This is a genomic window from Veillonella orientalis (genome assembly GCF_018406505.1).
Lineage (GTDB): Bacteria > Bacillota > Negativicutes > Veillonellales > Veillonellaceae > Veillonella > Veillonella nakazawae.
The window spans coordinates 1,128,418-1,148,159 of sequence record NZ_AP022322.1; the positions used below are offsets into that span (position 1 = coordinate 1,128,418).

At 40.0% G+C, this 19,742-nt stretch carries 15 protein-coding genes; all 15 read right to left on the reverse strand.

Features of this window, described 5'->3' with window-relative positions; translation table 11 throughout:
- Positions 1-5 precede the first annotated feature (5 nt).
- Positions 6-1,313, reverse strand: coding sequence for a bifunctional folylpolyglutamate synthase/dihydrofolate synthase (locus VEIS1202513_RS05130; protein WP_213466898.1), 1,308 nt, complete (start codon positions 1,311-1,313; stop codon positions 6-8).
- Between the two features lie 12 nt (positions 1,314-1,325).
- Positions 1,326-3,983, reverse strand: coding sequence for a valine--tRNA ligase (locus VEIS1202513_RS05135; RefSeq protein WP_213466899.1), 2,658 nt, complete (start codon positions 3,981-3,983; stop codon positions 1,326-1,328).
- A gap of 21 nt (positions 3,984-4,004) precedes the next feature.
- Positions 4,005-4,895, reverse strand: coding sequence for a twin-arginine translocase subunit TatC (tatC, locus tag VEIS1202513_RS05140; RefSeq protein WP_105094085.1), 891 nt, complete (start codon positions 4,893-4,895; stop codon positions 4,005-4,007).
- A 1-nt stretch (position 4,896) separates the two neighbouring features.
- On the reverse strand, positions 4,897-5,868 hold the full coding sequence (locus VEIS1202513_RS05145) for a polyprenyl synthetase family protein (protein WP_105094086.1): 972 nt from the start codon (positions 5,866-5,868) through the stop codon (positions 4,897-4,899).
- Positions 5,865-6,563 carry a ribosome biogenesis GTP-binding protein YihA/YsxC gene (gene yihA, locus VEIS1202513_RS05150; RefSeq protein WP_105085920.1) on the reverse strand — a complete coding sequence of 233 codons (699 nt, stop codon included), beginning with the start codon at positions 6,561-6,563 and terminating at the stop codon, positions 5,865-5,867. The genes VEIS1202513_RS05145 and yihA overlap by 4 nt, the downstream gene beginning before the upstream one ends.
- Positions 6,563-8,872, reverse strand: coding sequence for an endopeptidase La (gene lon, locus VEIS1202513_RS05155; RefSeq protein WP_105085921.1), 2,310 nt, complete (start codon positions 8,870-8,872; stop codon positions 6,563-6,565). Before lon ends, yihA begins: the two co-directional genes overlap by 1 nt.
- Before the next feature lie 65 nt (positions 8,873-8,937).
- Positions 8,938-10,191, reverse strand: a complete 1,254-nt coding sequence (clpX, locus tag VEIS1202513_RS05160; protein WP_105085922.1) for an ATP-dependent protease ATP-binding subunit ClpX — start codon at positions 10,189-10,191, stop codon at positions 8,938-8,940.
- 12 nt (positions 10,192-10,203) lie between these two features.
- On the reverse strand, positions 10,204-10,797 hold the full coding sequence (gene clpP / locus VEIS1202513_RS05165) for an ATP-dependent Clp endopeptidase proteolytic subunit ClpP (protein ID WP_005385987.1): 594 nt from the start codon (positions 10,795-10,797) through the stop codon (positions 10,204-10,206).
- A gap of 36 nt (positions 10,798-10,833) precedes the next feature.
- Positions 10,834-12,138: a trigger factor gene (gene tig / locus VEIS1202513_RS05170; protein WP_105085923.1), complete on the reverse strand. Its 1,305-nt coding sequence runs from the start codon at positions 12,136-12,138 to the stop codon at positions 10,834-10,836.
- A gap of 163 nt (positions 12,139-12,301) precedes the next feature.
- On the reverse strand, positions 12,302-12,757 hold the full coding sequence (locus VEIS1202513_RS05175) for a CBS domain-containing protein (protein ID WP_024065467.1): 456 nt from the start codon (positions 12,755-12,757) through the stop codon (positions 12,302-12,304).
- Positions 12,758-12,862: 105 nt separating this feature from the next.
- Positions 12,863-13,342 carry a 23S rRNA (pseudouridine(1915)-N(3))-methyltransferase RlmH gene (rlmH, locus tag VEIS1202513_RS05180; RefSeq protein ID WP_024065468.1) on the reverse strand — a complete coding sequence of 160 codons (480 nt, stop codon included), beginning with the start codon at positions 13,340-13,342 and terminating at the stop codon, positions 12,863-12,865.
- A gap of 3 nt (positions 13,343-13,345) precedes the next feature.
- Positions 13,346-14,152 carry an MBL fold metallo-hydrolase gene (locus VEIS1202513_RS05185; RefSeq protein WP_024065469.1) on the reverse strand — a complete coding sequence of 269 codons (807 nt, stop codon included), beginning with the start codon at positions 14,150-14,152 and terminating at the stop codon, positions 13,346-13,348.
- Positions 14,153-14,258: 106 nt separating this feature from the next.
- Positions 14,259-15,449, reverse strand: coding sequence for a RuBisCO large subunit C-terminal-like domain-containing protein (locus VEIS1202513_RS05190; protein WP_156719034.1), 1,191 nt, complete (start codon positions 15,447-15,449; stop codon positions 14,259-14,261).
- Positions 15,450-15,653: 204 nt separating this feature from the next.
- The gene (locus tag VEIS1202513_RS05195) at positions 15,654-17,039 is read right to left on the reverse strand and encodes a nucleobase:cation symporter-2 family protein (RefSeq protein ID WP_060924007.1); all 1,386 of its coding nucleotides are present in this window, start codon (positions 17,037-17,039) and stop codon (positions 15,654-15,656) included.
- A 149-nt stretch (positions 17,040-17,188) separates the two neighbouring features.
- A complete protein-coding gene (gene xdh, locus VEIS1202513_RS05200) occupies positions 17,189-19,738 on the reverse strand; it encodes a selenium-dependent xanthine dehydrogenase (RefSeq protein WP_213466900.1) in 2,550 nt (849 codons plus the stop codon).
- Between the last annotated feature and the right edge of the window lie 4 nt (positions 19,739-19,742).

Here is a 19,742-nt window from a genome sequence, read left to right on the forward strand (position 1 = left end):
TCACCTTAGTGACTCATCTCATGGTTAAACCACTGACGAGCATCTCCTAAAATATATAAAGAACCACAAACAGTGATAATATCACCAGTTTTTGTATGTTTATATGCTAAAGACAATGCGTCTTCAACAGAATCTGCTGTTTGCGCTATAGCTTTTGGAACGATGTGACGTATTTTCTCAACCAAAACCTCTGGCACTTCAGTTCTATCTGTTGGAGCTGGTACAACTAGAACCGTATCGCCTGCCTTAACAACTTCGCGGATAATAGCATCTTGATTTTTATCTTTCAGAATTGCCATCACAATCGTTTTTGGAGTGTCCTTAAATAATTCAGCATAGGTCATACTGAAAGATTCAGCACCTGCCGCATTATGAGCACCATCAAAGATAAAGGTGCGATCCAAGCCTCGTTTAACTTCAAATCGACCTGCCCACGTAGTGCGAGCAAATCCTTCACGCATCGTTTCTTCACTGATGTTAGTATCTTCTTTCATCAGTAACCGTACAGCCATTAATGCACACGCAAGATTGACAGATTGGTGAATGCCTGCCATTGTCGTAAACAACATTGCAGGAGCGGCATCATTAGTACTAACCGTAATCATTTGGCCACCAGTTACAGCACTACGGCTATCTATACCAAAGTCTTTATTGAAAGCATACACTCTAGCATGCTTCTCTTTAGCTACCTCTTCAATTATACGAAGCGGTGCATCCTGTGCAGCCGTTACAACAGGAACTTTAGATTTAATAATCCCTGCCTTATGACGCGCAATTTCCTCAACAGTATCACCACAATACGCTTGATGGTCTATTGTTACATTAGTAATAACCGATACCTTTGGTGTCACGATATTAGTAGAATCTAGTAATCCACCTAAACCAACTTCCACCACCGCATAGTCCACATCTTGTTCTTTGAAGAACAAAAAGGCAGCAGCCGTCAAAATTTCAAATTGCGTTGGCGCTTCTATGCCGTTAGTAATGATAGTATCAACTGCCACTTTTACACGACTAATTAGATTACCGAAGGCTTCCTCTGTTATATTTCCATCATTGATTTGAATTCGCTCCGTATAGGATTGAAGGTGAGGCGATGTAAATCGCCCCACCCGTAGTCCACTTGTAAACAGTGCGTAGGAAATATATGAGGTAACCGAGCCCTTACCATTCGTGCCTGTTACATGAACAATCTTATAGTCATCTTGTGGATTCCCAAGGGCTTCCATAAGCGCTGTAATTCGTTCAAGGCCAGGCTTAATACCGAATGAAGATGCCTGTTCTAAATAGGCTAAGGCCTCTTGATATGTCATATAAACCTCCTATTATAAGGTTTCAAGGAACGCTTCACGTTCCAATAACGCTTGTTGTTTTTGTTTATATTCTTCTAACTTTTCTTTTTCTTTTGCTACTACAGCTTCTGGAGCTTTTGCGAGGAAGCCTTGGTTAGACAATTTGCCTTCCAAACGGGAAATTTCTTTTTCCATTTGGATTTTTTCCTTTGCAATACGCTCTCTTTCTTTTTCACCGTCGATCAAGTCTTTAAGTAAGAGATATACTTCCATACCATTTACAACTGTTACAGTTGCATTTTCTGGTTTTGGATCATCGGCACCAAGAATTGTTACCTTCTCAGACCAAGCTAATGTAACAAAGTAATCCCTATGATCTGCTACAGTTTGAGCTAATGCTTCATCTGTTGGCGCTACGATAACCTCAGCTTTTTTACCTAAAGGCACATTCATTTCAGCACGCATGTTACGAATACCCTTGATGGCATCCATCATAACTTCCATTTGACGTGCTGCACCTTCAAGATTATCAAACTTTAATGCTTCAGGCCATTTTGCAACAACGATGCTATCCCCTTCATGAGGTAAATGTTGCCAAATATGTTCTGTTACGAACGGCATAAATGGATGTAACAATTCAAGCATGTGACGCAAGATTGTTACAAGTAAATATTGAACTGTACGACGATCACGTTCATTACCATCGTTGTATAAACGAGGTTTAGCTAACTCAATATACCAGTCACAGTATGTGTTCCAAATGAAATCATATACAGAACTTGCAGCTTCACCCAACTCGAATTTATCGAGATTAGACGTTACACTTTGTACTGTTTCGTTATATTTTTGAACAATCCATTGGTCTGCTAATGTCAAATCATCTGCAGTTGGAACGAAGCTTTCATCATAATTTGTAAGATTCATCAATACAAATTTGGATGCATTCCAAATCTTATTGGCAAAGTTACGATTAGCCTCAACACGTTCCATATAGAAGCGCATATCATTACCTGGTGTGTTACCAGTAACAAGAGTAAAGCGCAATGCATCGGCACCATATTGGTCGATAACTTCAAGAGGATTAATACCATTGCCCAAGGATTTACTCATTTTACGACCTTGGCTATCACGAACAAGACCATGAATAAATACATGTTTAAATGGAATTTCATGTTCGAACTCAAGAGCCATAAAGATCATACGAGCAACCCAGAAGAAGATGATATCGTAGCCAGTTACAAGAACACTTGTTGGATACCATTGTTTAAGCTCAGGAGTTTGCTCAGGCCACCCCATTGTAGCAAATGGCCACAAGCCAGAACTGAACCATGTATCAAGAACGTCTGGATCTTGTGTTACATGACCATGACAATGAGGACATTCAGTGATGTCTTCACGGCTTACGATTGTTTCGCCGCAGTCATCACAGTACCATGCAGGAATACGATGACCCCACCATAATTGACGAGAAATCGTCCAGTCGCGGATGTTTTCAAGCCAGTTTACATATGTTTTTGTAAAACGTTCAGGAACGAACTCTACTTCGTGATCTTTAACAACCTTAAGAGCTGGCTCTGCTAATGGTTTCATATCTACAAACCATTGTTTAGATACCATTGGCTCGATAATTGTATTACAACGAGAGCAATGACCTACTGCATGGTCATGATCATCGATTTTTTCAAGCAAGCCTAATTCTTTGAGCTCTGCTACTACTTGTTTACGAGCTTCTTCACGAGTCATGCCATTGAACTTGCCAGCACCTTCATTCATTGTGGCATCATTGTTCATAACAACGATGGATTCCAAATTATGACGTTGGCCCATTTCAAAGTCATTAGGGTCATGAGCAGGCGTAATTTTTACACAGCCTGTACCGAAGCTAGCATCTACATAGTCATCGGCAATTACAGGAATTTCGCGATTAACAAATGGTAAAATCAATGTTTTGCCGATGAGGTCTTTATAACGATCATCATCGGGATTTACTGCTACTGCCACGTCACCGAACATTGTTTCTGGACGTGTGGTAGCAACAACTACGAAACGATTATCCTCACCTTTTACAGGATATTTAATATGCCATAAGTGGCCATGTTCGTCTTCATGTTCAACTTCAACATCAGATAAAGCAGTAGCACAACGAGGGCACCAGTTGATAATGCGTTCACCGCGATAGATTAAGCCTTTTTCATAAAGCTTTACGAATACTTCACGCACAGCATGATAGTACCCTTCATCTAATGTAAAGCGTTCGCGAGACCAGTCACAAGATGCGCCTAAGCTACGGATTTGTTTTACAATAGTATCGCCGTATTCTTTTTTCCATTCCCATACGCGTTCTACGAATTTCTCACGGCCTAAATCATAGCGAGATTTGCCTTCTTCTTTAGCGAGCATTTCTTCTACTTTAATTTGTGTAGCAATACCAGCATGGTCAGTACCTGGCATCCACAATACATTGTAGCCTTGCATGCGTTTGAAACGAATAAGGATATCTTGCAATGTATTATCTAAAGCATGGCCCATGTGCAACATACCAGTTACATTAGGAGGCGGCAACACGATACTAAATGGTTCTTTATTAGTGTCTACTTCTTCGTGAAAGTATCCTTGGTTTTCCCAATATGAATACCATTTCCCTTCTATTTCACCGGGGTTATAAGTGGTTAAATTTTCGTAGGTTTTCATCGTTCCTCCTAAATAAACTCCTTAGCGCTTCATAATCTTAGCCAATACAAATAGGCTCGTTTCATATAGCAATATCATAGGCAATGCAATCATCGTTTGAGAGAACATATCCGGTGTTGGTGAAATGACAGCACCTATGATAAAGGATATAAGAATAAATATCTTTCGCTTCGTTTTTAAAAAACGCGATGTAATTAAGTTGAAATATCCCAAGATGATTAAAATCAACGGCAACTCAAAGATAAATCCAAAGGGTAGTACAAAGGATAATACAAAGTCCATGTACTGGCCGATGGAAAATAGCGGTTGTAATTCGTCTGTAGCGAAGCCCATAAAGAACTTAACAGCTGCTGGTAGCACGAGAAAATAAGAAAATACAATACCTATGCCAAATAGACCTATGGCAACCGGTAAGATCCAGTTAGATAACTGCTTTTCTCGTACAGTAAGGGCTGGCTTAACAAATAGCCAAATTTGATGCAATATAATAGGCGCCCCTATAATAAGACCACCTACTATGGACACCTTCATATAGGTAAAGAAGGCTTCAGTTGGTTTCATATAATAGAGCTTACCAGCTGGTTTTAGGAGTATTTCCAATAAAAAGTCTACATAATAATAAGAAATACAAGTTCCTATAACAACTGCAACAGCCATTATAATTAGACGCTTTCGCAATTCAGATAGATGTCCCACAAGGGATAGTTCCCTAGCTTCGTCCATCATTTTCTGTTCCATTTCAGTATAAATCGGTTCTTCTTCCGGTTCCTCAGGAACGCGTTGATTTGCCACCTTATACCGTTCTTGCTCAGCCTTTAACTCTGCTTCGCGACGTTTTTGACGAACTACACTATCAAAAGAAGGTTTTTGTATGGGATATTCGAAGTCCGGTTTTGGTTCGAATGGTTCCATATTATACCTTTCTATCAGCTAAATTTTCTACTGCCATCACAAGGAATTCCTTGCCTGGGAAATCACGTACAGCATCGAGCGCTGCCAAAGCATCCTTGCAATATTGATCAGCTACAGCTAATGTATTATCAATACCGCCTTGAGCGATAACATAGTCGATAATAGCCTGCTCATCGCCGCCATTATTCAAGGCTTTAATATCCTCAAGCAATTTATCTTTATTATCATCATTAACGATACTTAACAACGGATATGTCAATAAACCTTCGCGAAGATCATTCCCCACGGGTTTACCAGTCGTCGCTGTTGTTTCACGATAATCCATAATATCATCAGTAATTTGGAATGCCATGCCCAGAGCATGACCATATTTTTTCAACTCAACGATTTCAGATTCGCTCCAGCCCCCTAATAGGCCACCAAGTTCCATACAGCCTTCCATAAAGTCAGCTGTTTTCTTTTGGGTCTTAGTCATATAGCGCTCAATCCCTTGATCGATGCGATACACATCTTCCATCTGCATAAACTCGCCTTCCACAAGGCAAGTAATGATATGAGAAAAAATCTGCAAATATTTCATATTAGGCATTTCAGATACAATTTGGAATGCTTTAGCAAACAAGTAATCACCACTAAGAATAGCTACCTTATTTCCTTTATGCATATGTATCGTTTCTTCGCCTCGACGAATCTCTGCTTGATCTAACACATCATCGTGAATCAAAGTCGCTAAATGAAGCATCTCTACGGCTTCAGCAATTCTAATACGCTGACGTTCTACAGATGTACCTGCATTAGCAATCAATAAACATAATTGCGCGCGCAAGCGCTTGCCACCTGCAGCAGATAATGGTCGAATCAGTGCATTAAAGTCTTCTGCACCTGTATTAAAAGATGATGCAAGAGACTCTTCCACACCCTCTAAATCTAGAGCAATGCGTTCCATAATCTCTAATTCATTGGTTTGACTCATGCTTCATCTCCTACTAGAACTTTATTGATGCGTTGTTGTAAAAGTTCACGTCCCGTGTGTTTTAAGGAGCTATATAAAATAGGCGGTGTATTCGTTGGATACATTTCCTTAATTTTAGCCAAGTTCGCAGACTTCTCTTTAGCCGTTAGTTTGTCAGCTTTAGTAACTACAATTTGTAATGGTACACCAGCTTCAACGAGCCAATCATAGGCCACCTTATCGATAGGCATCTCTGGATGACGGCCATCGATAAGTAAGCACAACAACATCAATCGTTCAGAATGTAAAATATAATCGGCAATAAAGGAAGACCACAAGTTGCGGTTTCCCTTATTTGTCTTTGCAAAACCATAACCAGGAAGGTCTACGAGAAACCAGTTATATCTGCGTTCCTCTGTTTCAGAAATATCCTCTTTTGATTCAATATCAAAGTAGTTAATTGTCTTAGTCTTACCTGGTTGGCCACTAACGAGAGCCAACCCACGATAATTACACAACGAGTTAATCAACGAAGATTTGCCCACATTAGAGCGCCCGATGAAAGCTATTTCCACAGTATCCCCTTCAGGATATTGATCAGCCTTAACACAGGAAGTATTATATTTTGCTGCTATAATACGAGGCCCCTTCGGTTCTTTTCGTGTATATTGTGGTTTTGGGCCCATTTGTTTAGTGGATTTTTTCTTTTTTTGCATTACACAAGTGCCTTTGCTAATACTTCATCCATTGTCTTAACTGGCGTAATAATGAGACCGTCTTTTACAATATCAGGTAATTCTGCAATATCCTTTTCATTACCTTTAGGAATCAATACTTCTTTAATACCATTAGACAAGGCTGCTAATAACTTTTCTTTTAAACCGCCAATTGGTAGTACACGGCCACGCAATGTAATTTCACCAGTCATGGCAATATCAGAACGAACCTTACGGTTTGTTAAAATAGATACCATAGCCAATGTCATCGTAATACCTGCGGAAGGGCCATCCTTAGGTGTTGCACCTTCTGGCAAGTGAACGTGTATATCGAGTTTCTTATAGAAATCATCTTCAATTTTTAAGGCTTTTGCATTGTGGCGAATATAGCTCATTGCAGCTTGACCAGACTCTTGCATAACCTTACCTAAGCTACCCGTTAATGCAAGTTTACCTGTACCGTTCATAGTTGTTGCTTCGCATGGCAATACAACGCCACCTACAGAAGTCCAAGCTAGACCATTTACATAGCCAATTTGCGGTTTCTTTTCGCGCTCTTGGTCAACAAAAATTGGTGCACCCAAGAATTCGGGAAGATTTTTTGTCGTTACTTTCGGTGCATCCCCACCTTCTTCAACGACTTTATAAGCAATCTTACGACAAATCTTAGCAATCGTTTTTTCTAAGGTACGAACACCCGCTTCACGAGTATATTCGGAAACTACCTTTTTCAACACTGCATCAGATAATTTAACCTTGTAATCTTCAAGGCCATTTTTCTTGATTTGTTTAGGTACTAAATAGCGCTTAGCAATTTCTAATTTTTCTTGTTCCATATAGCTAGATAATTCGATAATTTCCATACGATCTAACAATGGACCTGGAATATTGGATGCAACATTAGCCGTTGTAATCCAGAATACTTCGGAGAAATCAAATGGTACTTCAATGAAGTGATCACTAAATGTGCTATTTTGTTCAGGGTCCAATACCTCTAACAATGCAGAGGATGGATCGCCTTTATAATCAGATGCAAGTTTATCAATTTCATCCAATAAGAATACAGGGTTCTTAGTGCCTACATTCTTGAGGCCTTGAATCATACGACCAGGCAATGCACCAATATACGTACGGCGATGGCCACGAATTTCAGCTTCATCACGTACACCACCTAAAGATGCACGGATGAACTTACGGTTCATTGCTTTAGCTATAGACGTAGCCAAGGATGTTTTACCAACACCTGGTGGTCCAACTAAGCAAAGAATGGAGCCACTATTCTTACCAGTTAACTTACGAACAGCTAAGAATTCAAGGATGCGTTTCTTAACCTTTTCAAGGCCATAATGATCAGCCTCAAGCATATCATGAGCCTCTTTAATATCTAAGCGATCCTCAGTCAATTCGTTCCAAGGTAACGCTAACACCCAATCTAGGTAATTGCGCAAAATAGTTGCTTCTGGCATCAATTGAGGCATGCGACTATAACGAGAGATTTCTTTATCGATACGTTCATGTACATCTTCGCTAAGGTTGAGTGCTTTCAATTTAACACGTAACTCTTCTGCTTCTTCCTCTGGATCTCCTTTGTCACCCAACTCATCGTGGATAACTCGGATTTTTTCACGCAAGAAATATTCTTTTTGCGCTTTTTCCATAGATTGACGAACTTGATTATTAATAGAATTTTCCAAATCAGAAATTTGTAATTCCATATTCAAGATGCCTACGATCATATTTAAACGACGAGCTACGGATAACTCTTCAAGTAACTCTTGGCGTTTAGTATTATTAATAGGCAACAAGAACGCAACTTGGTCAGCTAATTCACAAGGGTCACGTAATTCCATAACCCGTGTTACGCCTTCATCGGTAACAGATTTGGCCTCTTCAGCCCATTCGCCAAACTTAGATTGCACTAAACGACGATAGGCTTCTAACTCAACATCGTCTTCAAATTCGGAGGCTACACGCTCGTAGTCCCCTACATAGTACGGATCCATACTTGTTATATTCATTACGCGAATACGTGTAATGCCCTCTACAAGAACACGTACAATACCACCTGGCAAGCGTAACATTTGCTTAATTTTTACTAATGTACCCATTTGGGCTAAGTCATGAACAGTTGGCGAATCAACAGCATCATCCTTTTGGCTGACAACTGCTAAAATGCGATCCTCGTTCATTGCGGCTTCTACCGCTTTAATGGATTTGTCTCGACCGATATCGAGGTGAATCACGATATTCGGGTATACAACCATGCCTCTAAGGGGTACGGTTGGAATCCCAATTTCGAGTAAATTCATACTTCCTCCAGGTATTTATATTATGAAAAGAAACTCATTCCTACACAGAAATGAGTTTCTTCGAATTACGATTTCAACTGGATGTCTTGGTCTGCCTCATTTTTGAGTATAGGTTCACCTGTGCTCAACACGGATTCACGATTAACTATGCACTTAGTTACTTCCGGCATGGAAGGAACTTCAAACATAACGCGTTTCATCACCTTTTCAATGATAGCACGCAAACCACGAGCACCTGTTTTTCGCTGTAATGCTTCATCAGCGATTTCTTCTAATGCATCTTCAGTGAAAGTTAATTCTACACCATCAAGGGATAGAATTTTTTCATATTGTTTTGTTAATGCATTTTTAGGTTTTGTCAAAATTTGGATCAATGCATCTCTATCCAATTGATCTAATGTTACCATTACTGGCAAACGACCAATGAACTCAGGGATTAAGCCAAACTTCAATAAATCTTCAGGTACAACATCCTTCAAGATAGCCGATATATTACGTTCTTCTTTACGTTGTACATCTGCACCAAAACCAAGGGTTTTCTTAGCGGTACGCTTAGTAATAACCTTGTCCATACCATCAAATGCACCACCACAAATAAAGAGAATATTTGTAGTGTCAATTTGAAGCATTTCTTGATTTGGATGCTTTCTACCACCTTGAGGCGGAACAGAAGCTACGGTACCTTCTAAGATTTTAAGTAATGCTTGTTGTACGCCTTCACCAGACACATCACGTGTAATGGAAGGGTTCTCAGACTTACGTGCAATCTTATCAATTTCATCGATATAAATAATGCCACGTTCAGCCCGAGCTATATCATAATCTGCAGCTTGGATAATTTTGAGCAAGATATTTTCCACATCTTCCCCTACATAACCAGCTTCAGTTAAGCTTGTAGCATCTGCAATAGCAAATGGTACTTCTAGCATTTTCGCTAAGGTTTGAGCCAATAGTGTTTTACCACTACCAGTAGGACCAATGAATAAAACATTAGCCTTTTGTAATTCTACATCATCAACTACATTATCTGTTTGTAAACGTTTGTAGTGATTATATACAGCCACAGCTAAAGAGATTTTAGCATCATCTTGACCAATAACATATTCGTCAAGATGAGCTTTAATTTCTCTCGGCGTTGGCAATTCTTTTAAGTTGAAGTCGTCCGTCTCTACGTCACCTAACTCATCAGCAATAATACGTTCACATACTTCAACGCATTCATCACAAATATATACGTTAGGACCCGCTACTAATTTGCGGACTTCTTCGCTTGTGCGTCCACAAAAACTGCAGCGCATAGTGTCTTTATCTTTTGCCAATGGGCGCCTCCATTACTTGCTTTCTACAGGTTCTCTTGTGAGTACCTCATCAATTAAGCCGTATTCAACGGCATCCTGAGCACTCATGAAGTTATCGCGATCTGTATCGCGCGCAACAACCTCAATATCTTGTCCACTGCGAGAAGCTAAGATACCATTTAATTCTTCACGCATACGAAGAATCTCACGGGCATGGATTTCAATTTCAGATGCTTGCCCTTGAACACCACCTAATGGTTGGTGAATCATAACGCGTGCATGAGGCAACGCATAACGTTTGCCCTTGGCACCTGCTGTTAAAAGCACGGCCCCCATGCTCGCTGCAGAGCCTACACAAATGGTAGACACATCTGGTTTTATATATTGCATCGTATCATAAATAGCCATGCCGGCAGTTACAACACCACCGGGGCTATTAATGTACAAATGGATATCCTTATCAGGATCCTCTGCTTCTAGGAATAACATTTGCGCAATAACCGCATTTGCTACATTATCATCAATAGGTCCACCTAGGAAGATAATGCGGTCCTTTAACAAGCGAGAGTAAATATCATAGGAACGCTCACCGCGTTCACTTTGTTCAACTACGATTGGTACATACATATATTCACCTTTTCATGTACCTAGTTGAGCAAACTATTATTTAGCCGCTTCAGCGCCTTTTGCATTATCAATAATGAATCGAGCTGCTTTTTTGCGAGCTACAGAGCCTGCCAACATAGCTACACGACCTTCTTTTGCAATAATATCCCAAACTTCTTTAGGATCTGCCCCAAAGTTTTGAGCCATAATGAAGATTTCACGGTTCATATCATCTGGAGTTACTTCGATACCTTCAGCAGTTGCGATAGCGTCTAATACTAAATCAGCGCGTACGTTTTCAGCTGCAGAATCTTTGTATTCAGAACGTAAATCTTCGATAGTTTTGTTGGAGAATTTCAAGTAGTCATCAAGTTTCAAGCCACGGCCTTCCATGTTCATAGCCAATTCTTGAATCATTTGTTCTACACGATCTTCGATCATTACTTCTGGGATTTCAACAGTTGCATTTTTAACAGCTGTTTGAATCAAGTCTGCATTGTAAGTATCGATTGCGCGACGGGAAGCTTCTTCTTCCATTTTAGCGCGAAGATCTTTTTTCAATTCTTCAATAGTTTCGTAAGAGCTTGCTTCTTTTGCGAACTCGTCGTTCAATTCAGGCAACTCTTTACGTTTAATGTCATGGATATGTGTTTTGAATTCTGCTTCTTTACCAGCAAGTTCTGCTACGAAGTAGTCTTCAGGGAATGTTACTTTTACAGTTACATCATCACCAGCTTTAGCGCCGATCAATTGATCTTCGAAACCAGGAATGAAGCTACCAGAACCGATTTGCAATGGGTAGGATTTACCTTCACCACCATCGAATGGTTTGCCATCAACGGAACCAGCGAAGTCGATTACTGCGAAGTCGTCTTTTTGAATTGTAGCGCCTTCTTCAGCAACAACCATTTTTGCTTGTTGTTCACGGATGTTGTTCAATTGTTCTTCGATTTGTTCATCAGTTACTGTAGCATCTTGTTTTTCAGCTTCTAAGCCTTTGTAGTCGCCAAGTTTAACTTCAGGGCGTTTAGTTACAGTAGCTTTGAAAATCAAGTCTTTACCTTCTTCGAATTGTTCGCGTTCGATTTCTGGTTCAGATACAGGAACGATATCATTTTCACGAAGTGCAGCACTGTAGTTTTGGCTAGCCAATACTTCGAATGCTTCTTCCATGATAGCGTCTTTGCCGAAGTTCATTTCCAAAATACGGCGAGGCGCATGACCTTTACGGAAGCCAGGAATGTTTACTTGACTTGCAATGCGTTTTACAGCTTGCTTAATGCCTTTATCTACTTCTGCTGCAGGTACTTCAATAGTTAACGTTACTACGTGTTGATCAACAGGATTTACAGTTGCTTTCATTTAAAATATGTCCTCCTCGAAGGGCAATACGCCCAAATTTCTGTAGTATATTATGCACTCCTAATAATAACATAAATGCAAGGTCAATGCAATTCTTCTCAATTTACACTAAAAGACCACCCCGAAATGGGTGGTCTTTCTATGTTCTACATAATTATGCAAATTAGTTATCTTTAGCAATCAATTTGATAATGTCACGACGAGACAAGATACCAATCAAATGGTAATCCTTATCTACAACAGGAACATTTTTCAAATGTTGATCAAGCATAACAGATACAATTTCCTCTACATCTTTATCCGGTGTAGTTGTAATGACTTCGTCGGTCATCAACTCATGAACGTGAGATGCTAACAATTTTTTGAATTGCGCATTATATTCGCCAATGCCATTGTAATAAATACTAGCGCCCAACACATTTACATAGTGAGGTACATGAGGGCGAACTTTTTTATAAAGCAAATCACCTTCAGAAATAATACCTAATAATTTATTGTTGTCATCCACTACGGAAACAGCTGTTAAATTATATTTTACCAATAAGTCAGCCACATCAGAAATCGGCGCATCCTTGCCAACAGTAACAGGGTATTTATTCATTACTTCTTGAATTTTCATAGTGAATTCCTCCTTACAAATACATCTTGCTTTATTATACTATTCGACATAGCATAATAAAACTCCTTTTTTATAAGAATATTATATAAATAATTTATAAGTCTATTACCAATGATATGGTTCGTTACGATTAATCTTAGAAGCTCTATAAATTTGCTCTACTAGCAATAAGCGTACCATTTGATGGGTAAAGGTCATTGGGCTAAAGGATAATTTATAATTTACAGATCTACGTAGTTCATCGCTTACCCCAAAAGCACCGCCAACGATGAACGCCATATCGCTAACACCATCTACTTCTAATTTTGCTACAGTCTTTGCTAAGTCTTCAGAGGACATTGTCTTACCGTACACATCGAGTAATACTGTATAAGCACTCTTCGGAACCGCTTTTAATAAACGCTCACCTTCTTCTGCAACGACTTGTTTTCGATCCGCATCACTCGGCTTATCGCCAATTTTACTTTCATTTAATTCAGTAATAGTAATACCACCATAAGGCCGCATGCGCTTTACGAATTCCGCAACACCATCCCGCAGATAAGCATCTTTTAACTTTCCGATACAAACTACATAAAATCTCATTTTCTACCTCTTTACAGATTGCATAGACACAATTTCATTAGGCTGACCATGTTGCAATTTCATTTCCGGTCCAATGCGTACGCCACCGTCTACTAGCATTTTTCCAATCGTTTGAGTTACTAAAACTGCATTATTATTGTTTTCAGAACGATGGGCCAGAATAACTTGCATAAAATCAGGCCGCTTCATCATAAGCAAGGCTTGAGCTGCCATTTCGTTGCTTAAATGGCCTTCATCACTGGCCACCCGTTGTTTCAAAAAAGGTTGATACGGTCCAAAGCGCAACATATGAGGATCATAATTAGCCTCTAGTACTAGCAACGTACTATCATCCAGTCTATGTAATATATCATCAGAAATGATACCCGTATCGGTCACGACTGTAGCCTTGTCGTTTCCAGAAAATACATTTATTCCGATTGGATCTGCTGCATCATGACTCACTGCAAAAGGTTCTACAATCAGATTCCCCAATGTTAGACTACCTTTGGTCAGTTCAATTAATTGATTCTTTGGTACGACGAGCTTATCTTGTATTTCACGCCACGTTCCCTGTTTCGTATACACAGGAATATCAAAGCGTTTCAACAGTTGTTGTAGCCCTGCAATATGATCACTATGCTCATGACTGATAAATATGCCCTCTACCTGTGCCATATCGATATGCAATTCTTTTAATCCATTTACGATGCGCCGACAGCTAATGCCTACATCGTGCAATATGACGGAGTTTCCTTTTTTTATTACTGTACAATTGCCCTTGCTACCACTAGCAAGGACATGGACCTCCAACGGTGAGGATTCACTCATCAAAACACTCCATATACTTAATCATAATTCTTTACATAGTTTTGTGAAAGTCAGTGACTTAGTTATTCGATATAACTATTGTATTAAGTTAAATAACCGTAAACTATCATGACTTGCTTTCAGATAAGTCGGTCAAACGCTCTACAAAGTAAGCCATATTAGACTCGATATCCGGACCTCTACGGAACATATCGCCCCCAACGAGGAACATTGTATCATTACCGTATAACTTAACTAGTTCATTAAGACGAGCATCTGTTACACCACCACCTGGAGCTGGGCAAGCCGCTTTCATCAATGCCATAGGTTGTTTAATATAATTCGAAATTCTCTTGCATTGCTCCTCTGTGAAAGTAAAACGTCCACCATAGGATACAAAGATTGGCATATCAGCCCCAAAAATACGAGGCAACAAGCCTAATTGTAGATAATCAGCTATACCAGATGTGCCAGGACTTACAAATCCACCTGAATAAGCGGGATGATGTATAATGGGCAATCGTAATTTTTCATCACTAGCTAGTTTATGTAGCCAACCAAACCCAACGAGCCCTGAGGCCACCATAAGGGCCGTTGCGCCAGCTTCCTTAGCAAAATAAGCACGTTCTATTACGTCTGTACCATCGCCAGACACATTAGCTGCATATAAGGTATGTTTGCCGTGTTTATCATTCATTTCACGCACTATAGCAGCACATCGCTTTACCCGATCTTTAAATTGAGAGAACGACTGGTTAGAGATACCATGGTCATCCTTAATAACATCTGCCCCACCACGTGTATAAGCTCCACACATACGAGCTAACTCTTCATTAGGTGTTCCCATAGGTTTTACAACCGCCTGAATCATAGGTCGTGTCGGTGTGTGCACTAAGTCACGAATGCCTTGTAAACCAAACTGAGGCCCTGTAAACACATCATAAAGGGTTGGACATAACTCTACATCAACCACCCAAATATGAGGTTGTAAGGACGAGTTTCCAAAGACAACATTTAAAAATTGTGTCGCTTCTAATGCCGTAGTATCTACAAGATACGAAATACGAGCCACATAGTAACGAGATACATCAATTACAGCATTTGGCATAACGCCAACATTAACATATGCAGAACCTTGTTCCATAGGCTCAAGGCTCTCTAACCGACCAGTGATATTTTCTTTAATATACGAATCAGTAATAAACTCATAAGGAAACTCTATAGTTTGTTCTACTTGAACAGCCCAAGCAATTGCTTTTGCTTCTTCATATGAACCTGCTTCTATTCGATACGTAACTATAAATCGCTCGTCTTTCATAATGCTTCTCCTTTGTAATAATATTATTTAATTATATACCAAAGTAGTACACGATTCCACACAAAAAAGGGCTCACTCTAAAACTAGAGTGAGCCCTTTTAAAATCGAAAACATGTATATAGATGTTTTACCTATACAAACAAGGTTTCTATTGTGAAAGACAATACATGTAATCGTATGAGAATAAACTCGTCTAACTATATATTATTGATAGAAATGTTTAGGATAGCCTTTGAATCGTGTGAAGTGACGGTATTTACGTATTGCACGATTAGGTTCGTTAACAGTTTTGTAACCAAAGCCATTGAATACAACGTTTAGAAGAACGGCAATGATACTACCAGCTGTGATACCAGATTTCAAAAGAATTTGAGCCCAATCTGGGAAATGTGCATAGAAGTTAGGCGCAGCTAGAGGAATCATGGATACACCAATACTAATCGCTACTAACATCAAGTTGTAGTTACCATCAAAGCTAACTTTACCAAGGGAACGGATACCGCTGGCAATGATCATACCAAACATTGCGATACCTGCACCGCCTAAAACGGCATTTGGAATACAAGCTACGATAGCAGCTAATTTAGGGAAAAGACCTAATAAAATAAGAATAACACCAGATGCTGCTACAACGAAGCGGCTCTTAACGCGTGTTACAGCGATAAGACCAACGTTTTGAGCGAACGCTGTGTAAGGGAAGCTGTTAAGCACACCACCGATTAAAGTAGATAAGCCATCAGCACGAAGTACTGCAGCCAACTCTTTTTGACCGATAGGTTTATCAACGATTTCGCCTACTGCGATACTGTCACCAGTTGTTTCAACCATAACTACGAGCATTACAATAATCATAGAAATCATAGAAGCAAAGTCAAAGGTTGGAAGACCAAAATAGAACGGTGTTACAATGGATACCCATTGAGAACGACCTACTTCGGAGAAGTCAGTAACACCACAAAGCATAGCAAGGGCTGTACCAAGGATAAGACCTACTAAGATTGCTAGATTACCAATAAATCCTTTACCAAATCGATAGGTTATAATAACAATAATAAATGTAGCTACACCAAGAGCAATGTTAAGCAGATCCCCAAAGTTTGGACTGCCTGCACCGCCACCCATCCATTTAACTGCTACTGGCATCAAGTTGATACCAATAATAGTAATGATAGTGCCTGTTACTACAGGTGGGAATAGACGAATCAAACGACTAAAGAATGGAGCCACAAGGAATGTAAAGATACCGGCTACGATAATCGCACCGTAGATAGTTGTAATATCATGCTGCTGACCAATCATAATCATTGGACCTACAGAAGCAAATGTTACACCTTGAATAAGAGGAATACGACCACCGATAGGACCAAAGCCTAATGTTTGAATCAATGTAGCAACACCACATGTGAACAAGTCGGCCGTAATCAAACGAATTAAGTCTTCAATAGGTAAGTTCATCGCTTGTGCGATGATGATTGGTACCGCTACTGCACCTGCGTACATAGCTAGTACGTGCTGTAAGCCATAAGCAAACAATTGCGGGATTGGCAGCATACCATCTACATGGTCGACGCCAGATATAGCTTTACTCATAAGAATCACCTCATATCTTACGTTTTAGTTACTAGTAAAATTATATAGTCATACTATCGTACATGATAGAGTTTAGAGAAATCTCATCGACTTCACGTGGGAACCTTGATGGCTAGGGGCCTTAGGCCCCTACCCATTAAGCAAATATTCTATTTTTTATAACCTGTATGTTGAATCGGCAAAGATCTACGTGGTTCTCCGTCAATACGACGATACGCATTTGCAATAGCTGGTGCAATTGGAATACTGGAAATTTCACCAATACCTTTAGCGCCGTATGCATATTGTTCTGGTGTCCCCTTTTCAATCAAACTTACATGAATTGGTGGACATTGTGTCGCTCGAAGAAGACCTAGAGTGCCGTATTTAGCTGTTACATAGCCATCTTTATAAGGGAAGTCTTCTGTTACAGCAAAGCCCATACCCATGATAGCGCCGCCTTCAGCTTGACCAGCACAAGATTGTGGGTTAACTACACGACCTACGTCGTATGCTACATGTAAATCAGCAATTTTATTATCTTCACCAATTGTTGCTACACAAGCACCGTAACCATAGGCAACGTGATTTTTTGGATGTGGTTTATCAGAGTTGAATGGATCTGTTTCACCAAGGAACTCTTCATAAATTTCTACACCATTCAGTTCTTCTAATGACATAGTTTCTAACATTTCTTTCAAGCGAAGACTTGCTTTGCGAGTTGCTTCACCAGTGAATACTGTTTGACGAGATGCAGTAGTTGTACCAGAGTCTGGTGTACGTACTGTGTCAGGGCGTTCTACAAATACTTTGTCAGCTGTTAAACCAGTTGTTTCACAAAGAACTTGAGTAGCCATAGTAGCCATACCTTGACCGATACAAGCTGCGCCAGTACGGATGCGAACCACACCGTCACGCACTTCTAAGATAATGCGGCCAGTATCAGGTAACCCTACACCGATACCACTGTTTTTCAAGCATACAGCAAGACCTGTACGGTCAGATGCGTAGTATGCATCTTTTACGGCTTCCAAACATTCTGCTAATGCAGTTTCTTCGGAGCAAATTTGGCCATTTGGTAAGGAGTCACCAGGGCGAACAACGTTTTTATAACGGAACTCCCAAGGATCCATGCCTACCAATGCTGCTAATTCATCAATATTTTGTTCTTGACCAAAGATAGTTTGTGTTACGCCGAACCCGCGGAATGCACCACCAGGAACAGTATTTGTGTAAACACAAACGCCATCAAAGGCAAAGTTATCAAATTTGTAAGGACCACAAGAGTGTGTACCTGCACGTTGAAGTACAGGACCACCTAAGGATGCATATGCACCACAGTTAGATACGATGTTTACCTTACTTGCTACCAAGTTGCCTTCTGCGTCACAAGCAGTAGTAATATCCATTTCCATCGCATGGCGTTTAGGATGAATATTAAGACTTTCTTGACGAGAGAAGAGAACCTTAGTTGGTTTGCCTGTAAGCCAAGCTACAAGAGATGCATGATGCTGTACGCTCATGTCCTCTTTACCACCAAAGCCGCCACCTACGAGCATGCTATGAACTTGTACAGATTCCTCAGGGATACCAAGCATACGAGACACTTCGTGGCGATCATCGTAAACGTTTTGGCTACCAGAATGCAAATGAATTACATCGCCTTCACGATATGCTACAGCACATTCAGGTTCCATGAATGCATGATCTGTTTGAGGTGTGGAATAGTGATTTGTTACTACAAATGCAGCCTCTGCAATAGCCTTATCTACATCACCACGAGATAATGTTTGACGAGTCAATACATTTCCGCTTGGATGTAATTGAGGTGCATCTGGTTTTAATGCTTCTAATGGGTCTACTACAGGCTCTAACTCTGTATAATCAACTTCAACGAGAGCAAGAACTTCGTCCAAGTATTTTTTCTCTGTAGTTGCTACGAGCGCAATTGCATCACCTACATAACGAGTGATATCGCCCTCTGCAATGAGTACATCCCAGTCTGGCACTAAGTGACCAGTTTTATTAAATGGTACATCTTTAGCGGTCAAAGCTGTTACACAAGCTGGATGTTCAAGCGCCTTAGAAACATCAACGCGATCGACTCTAGCACGAGGGTATTTAGAACGCAATGCTTTAGCATAAATCATGCCATCCATATGGATATCATCAGCGTATTGTCCAGTACCTAGTGCTTTTTCCTCCGCATCTACACGATGTAAACGAGCGCCTACATTACCAGTTGTATCCTTTTCAGGAACTGGTAAGTTCTCACGGAACATTTTTGCGGCTAACATAATGCCTTCTTCAATTTTTACATAGCCTGTACAACGACAAATGTTGCCTAAAATAGCTTTTTTTACATCATCAGGTGTAGGGTCATTATTTTCATCAATTAAAACTTTTGCACTAATAATCATACCTGGGATACAGAAACCACATTGCACCGCTCCGCATTCACCAAAAGCATAGGTGTATACTGCTTTTTCCCGTTCTGTTAGGCCCTCAATCGTTACAACTGATTTACCATCCAATTGGGATAATTTGCTTACACAAGCCTTAGCTTTTTTTCCGTCTATAATTACTGTACACGTACCACAAGCACCCGCACTACAACCTTCTTTAGTGCCAGTTAATTTCAAATCAGCTCGCAAGAAATCAATTAAACGCTGATCCTCTTGAACCTCATGTTGGGTGCCATTCACTTGAAAGCGGTACATATAT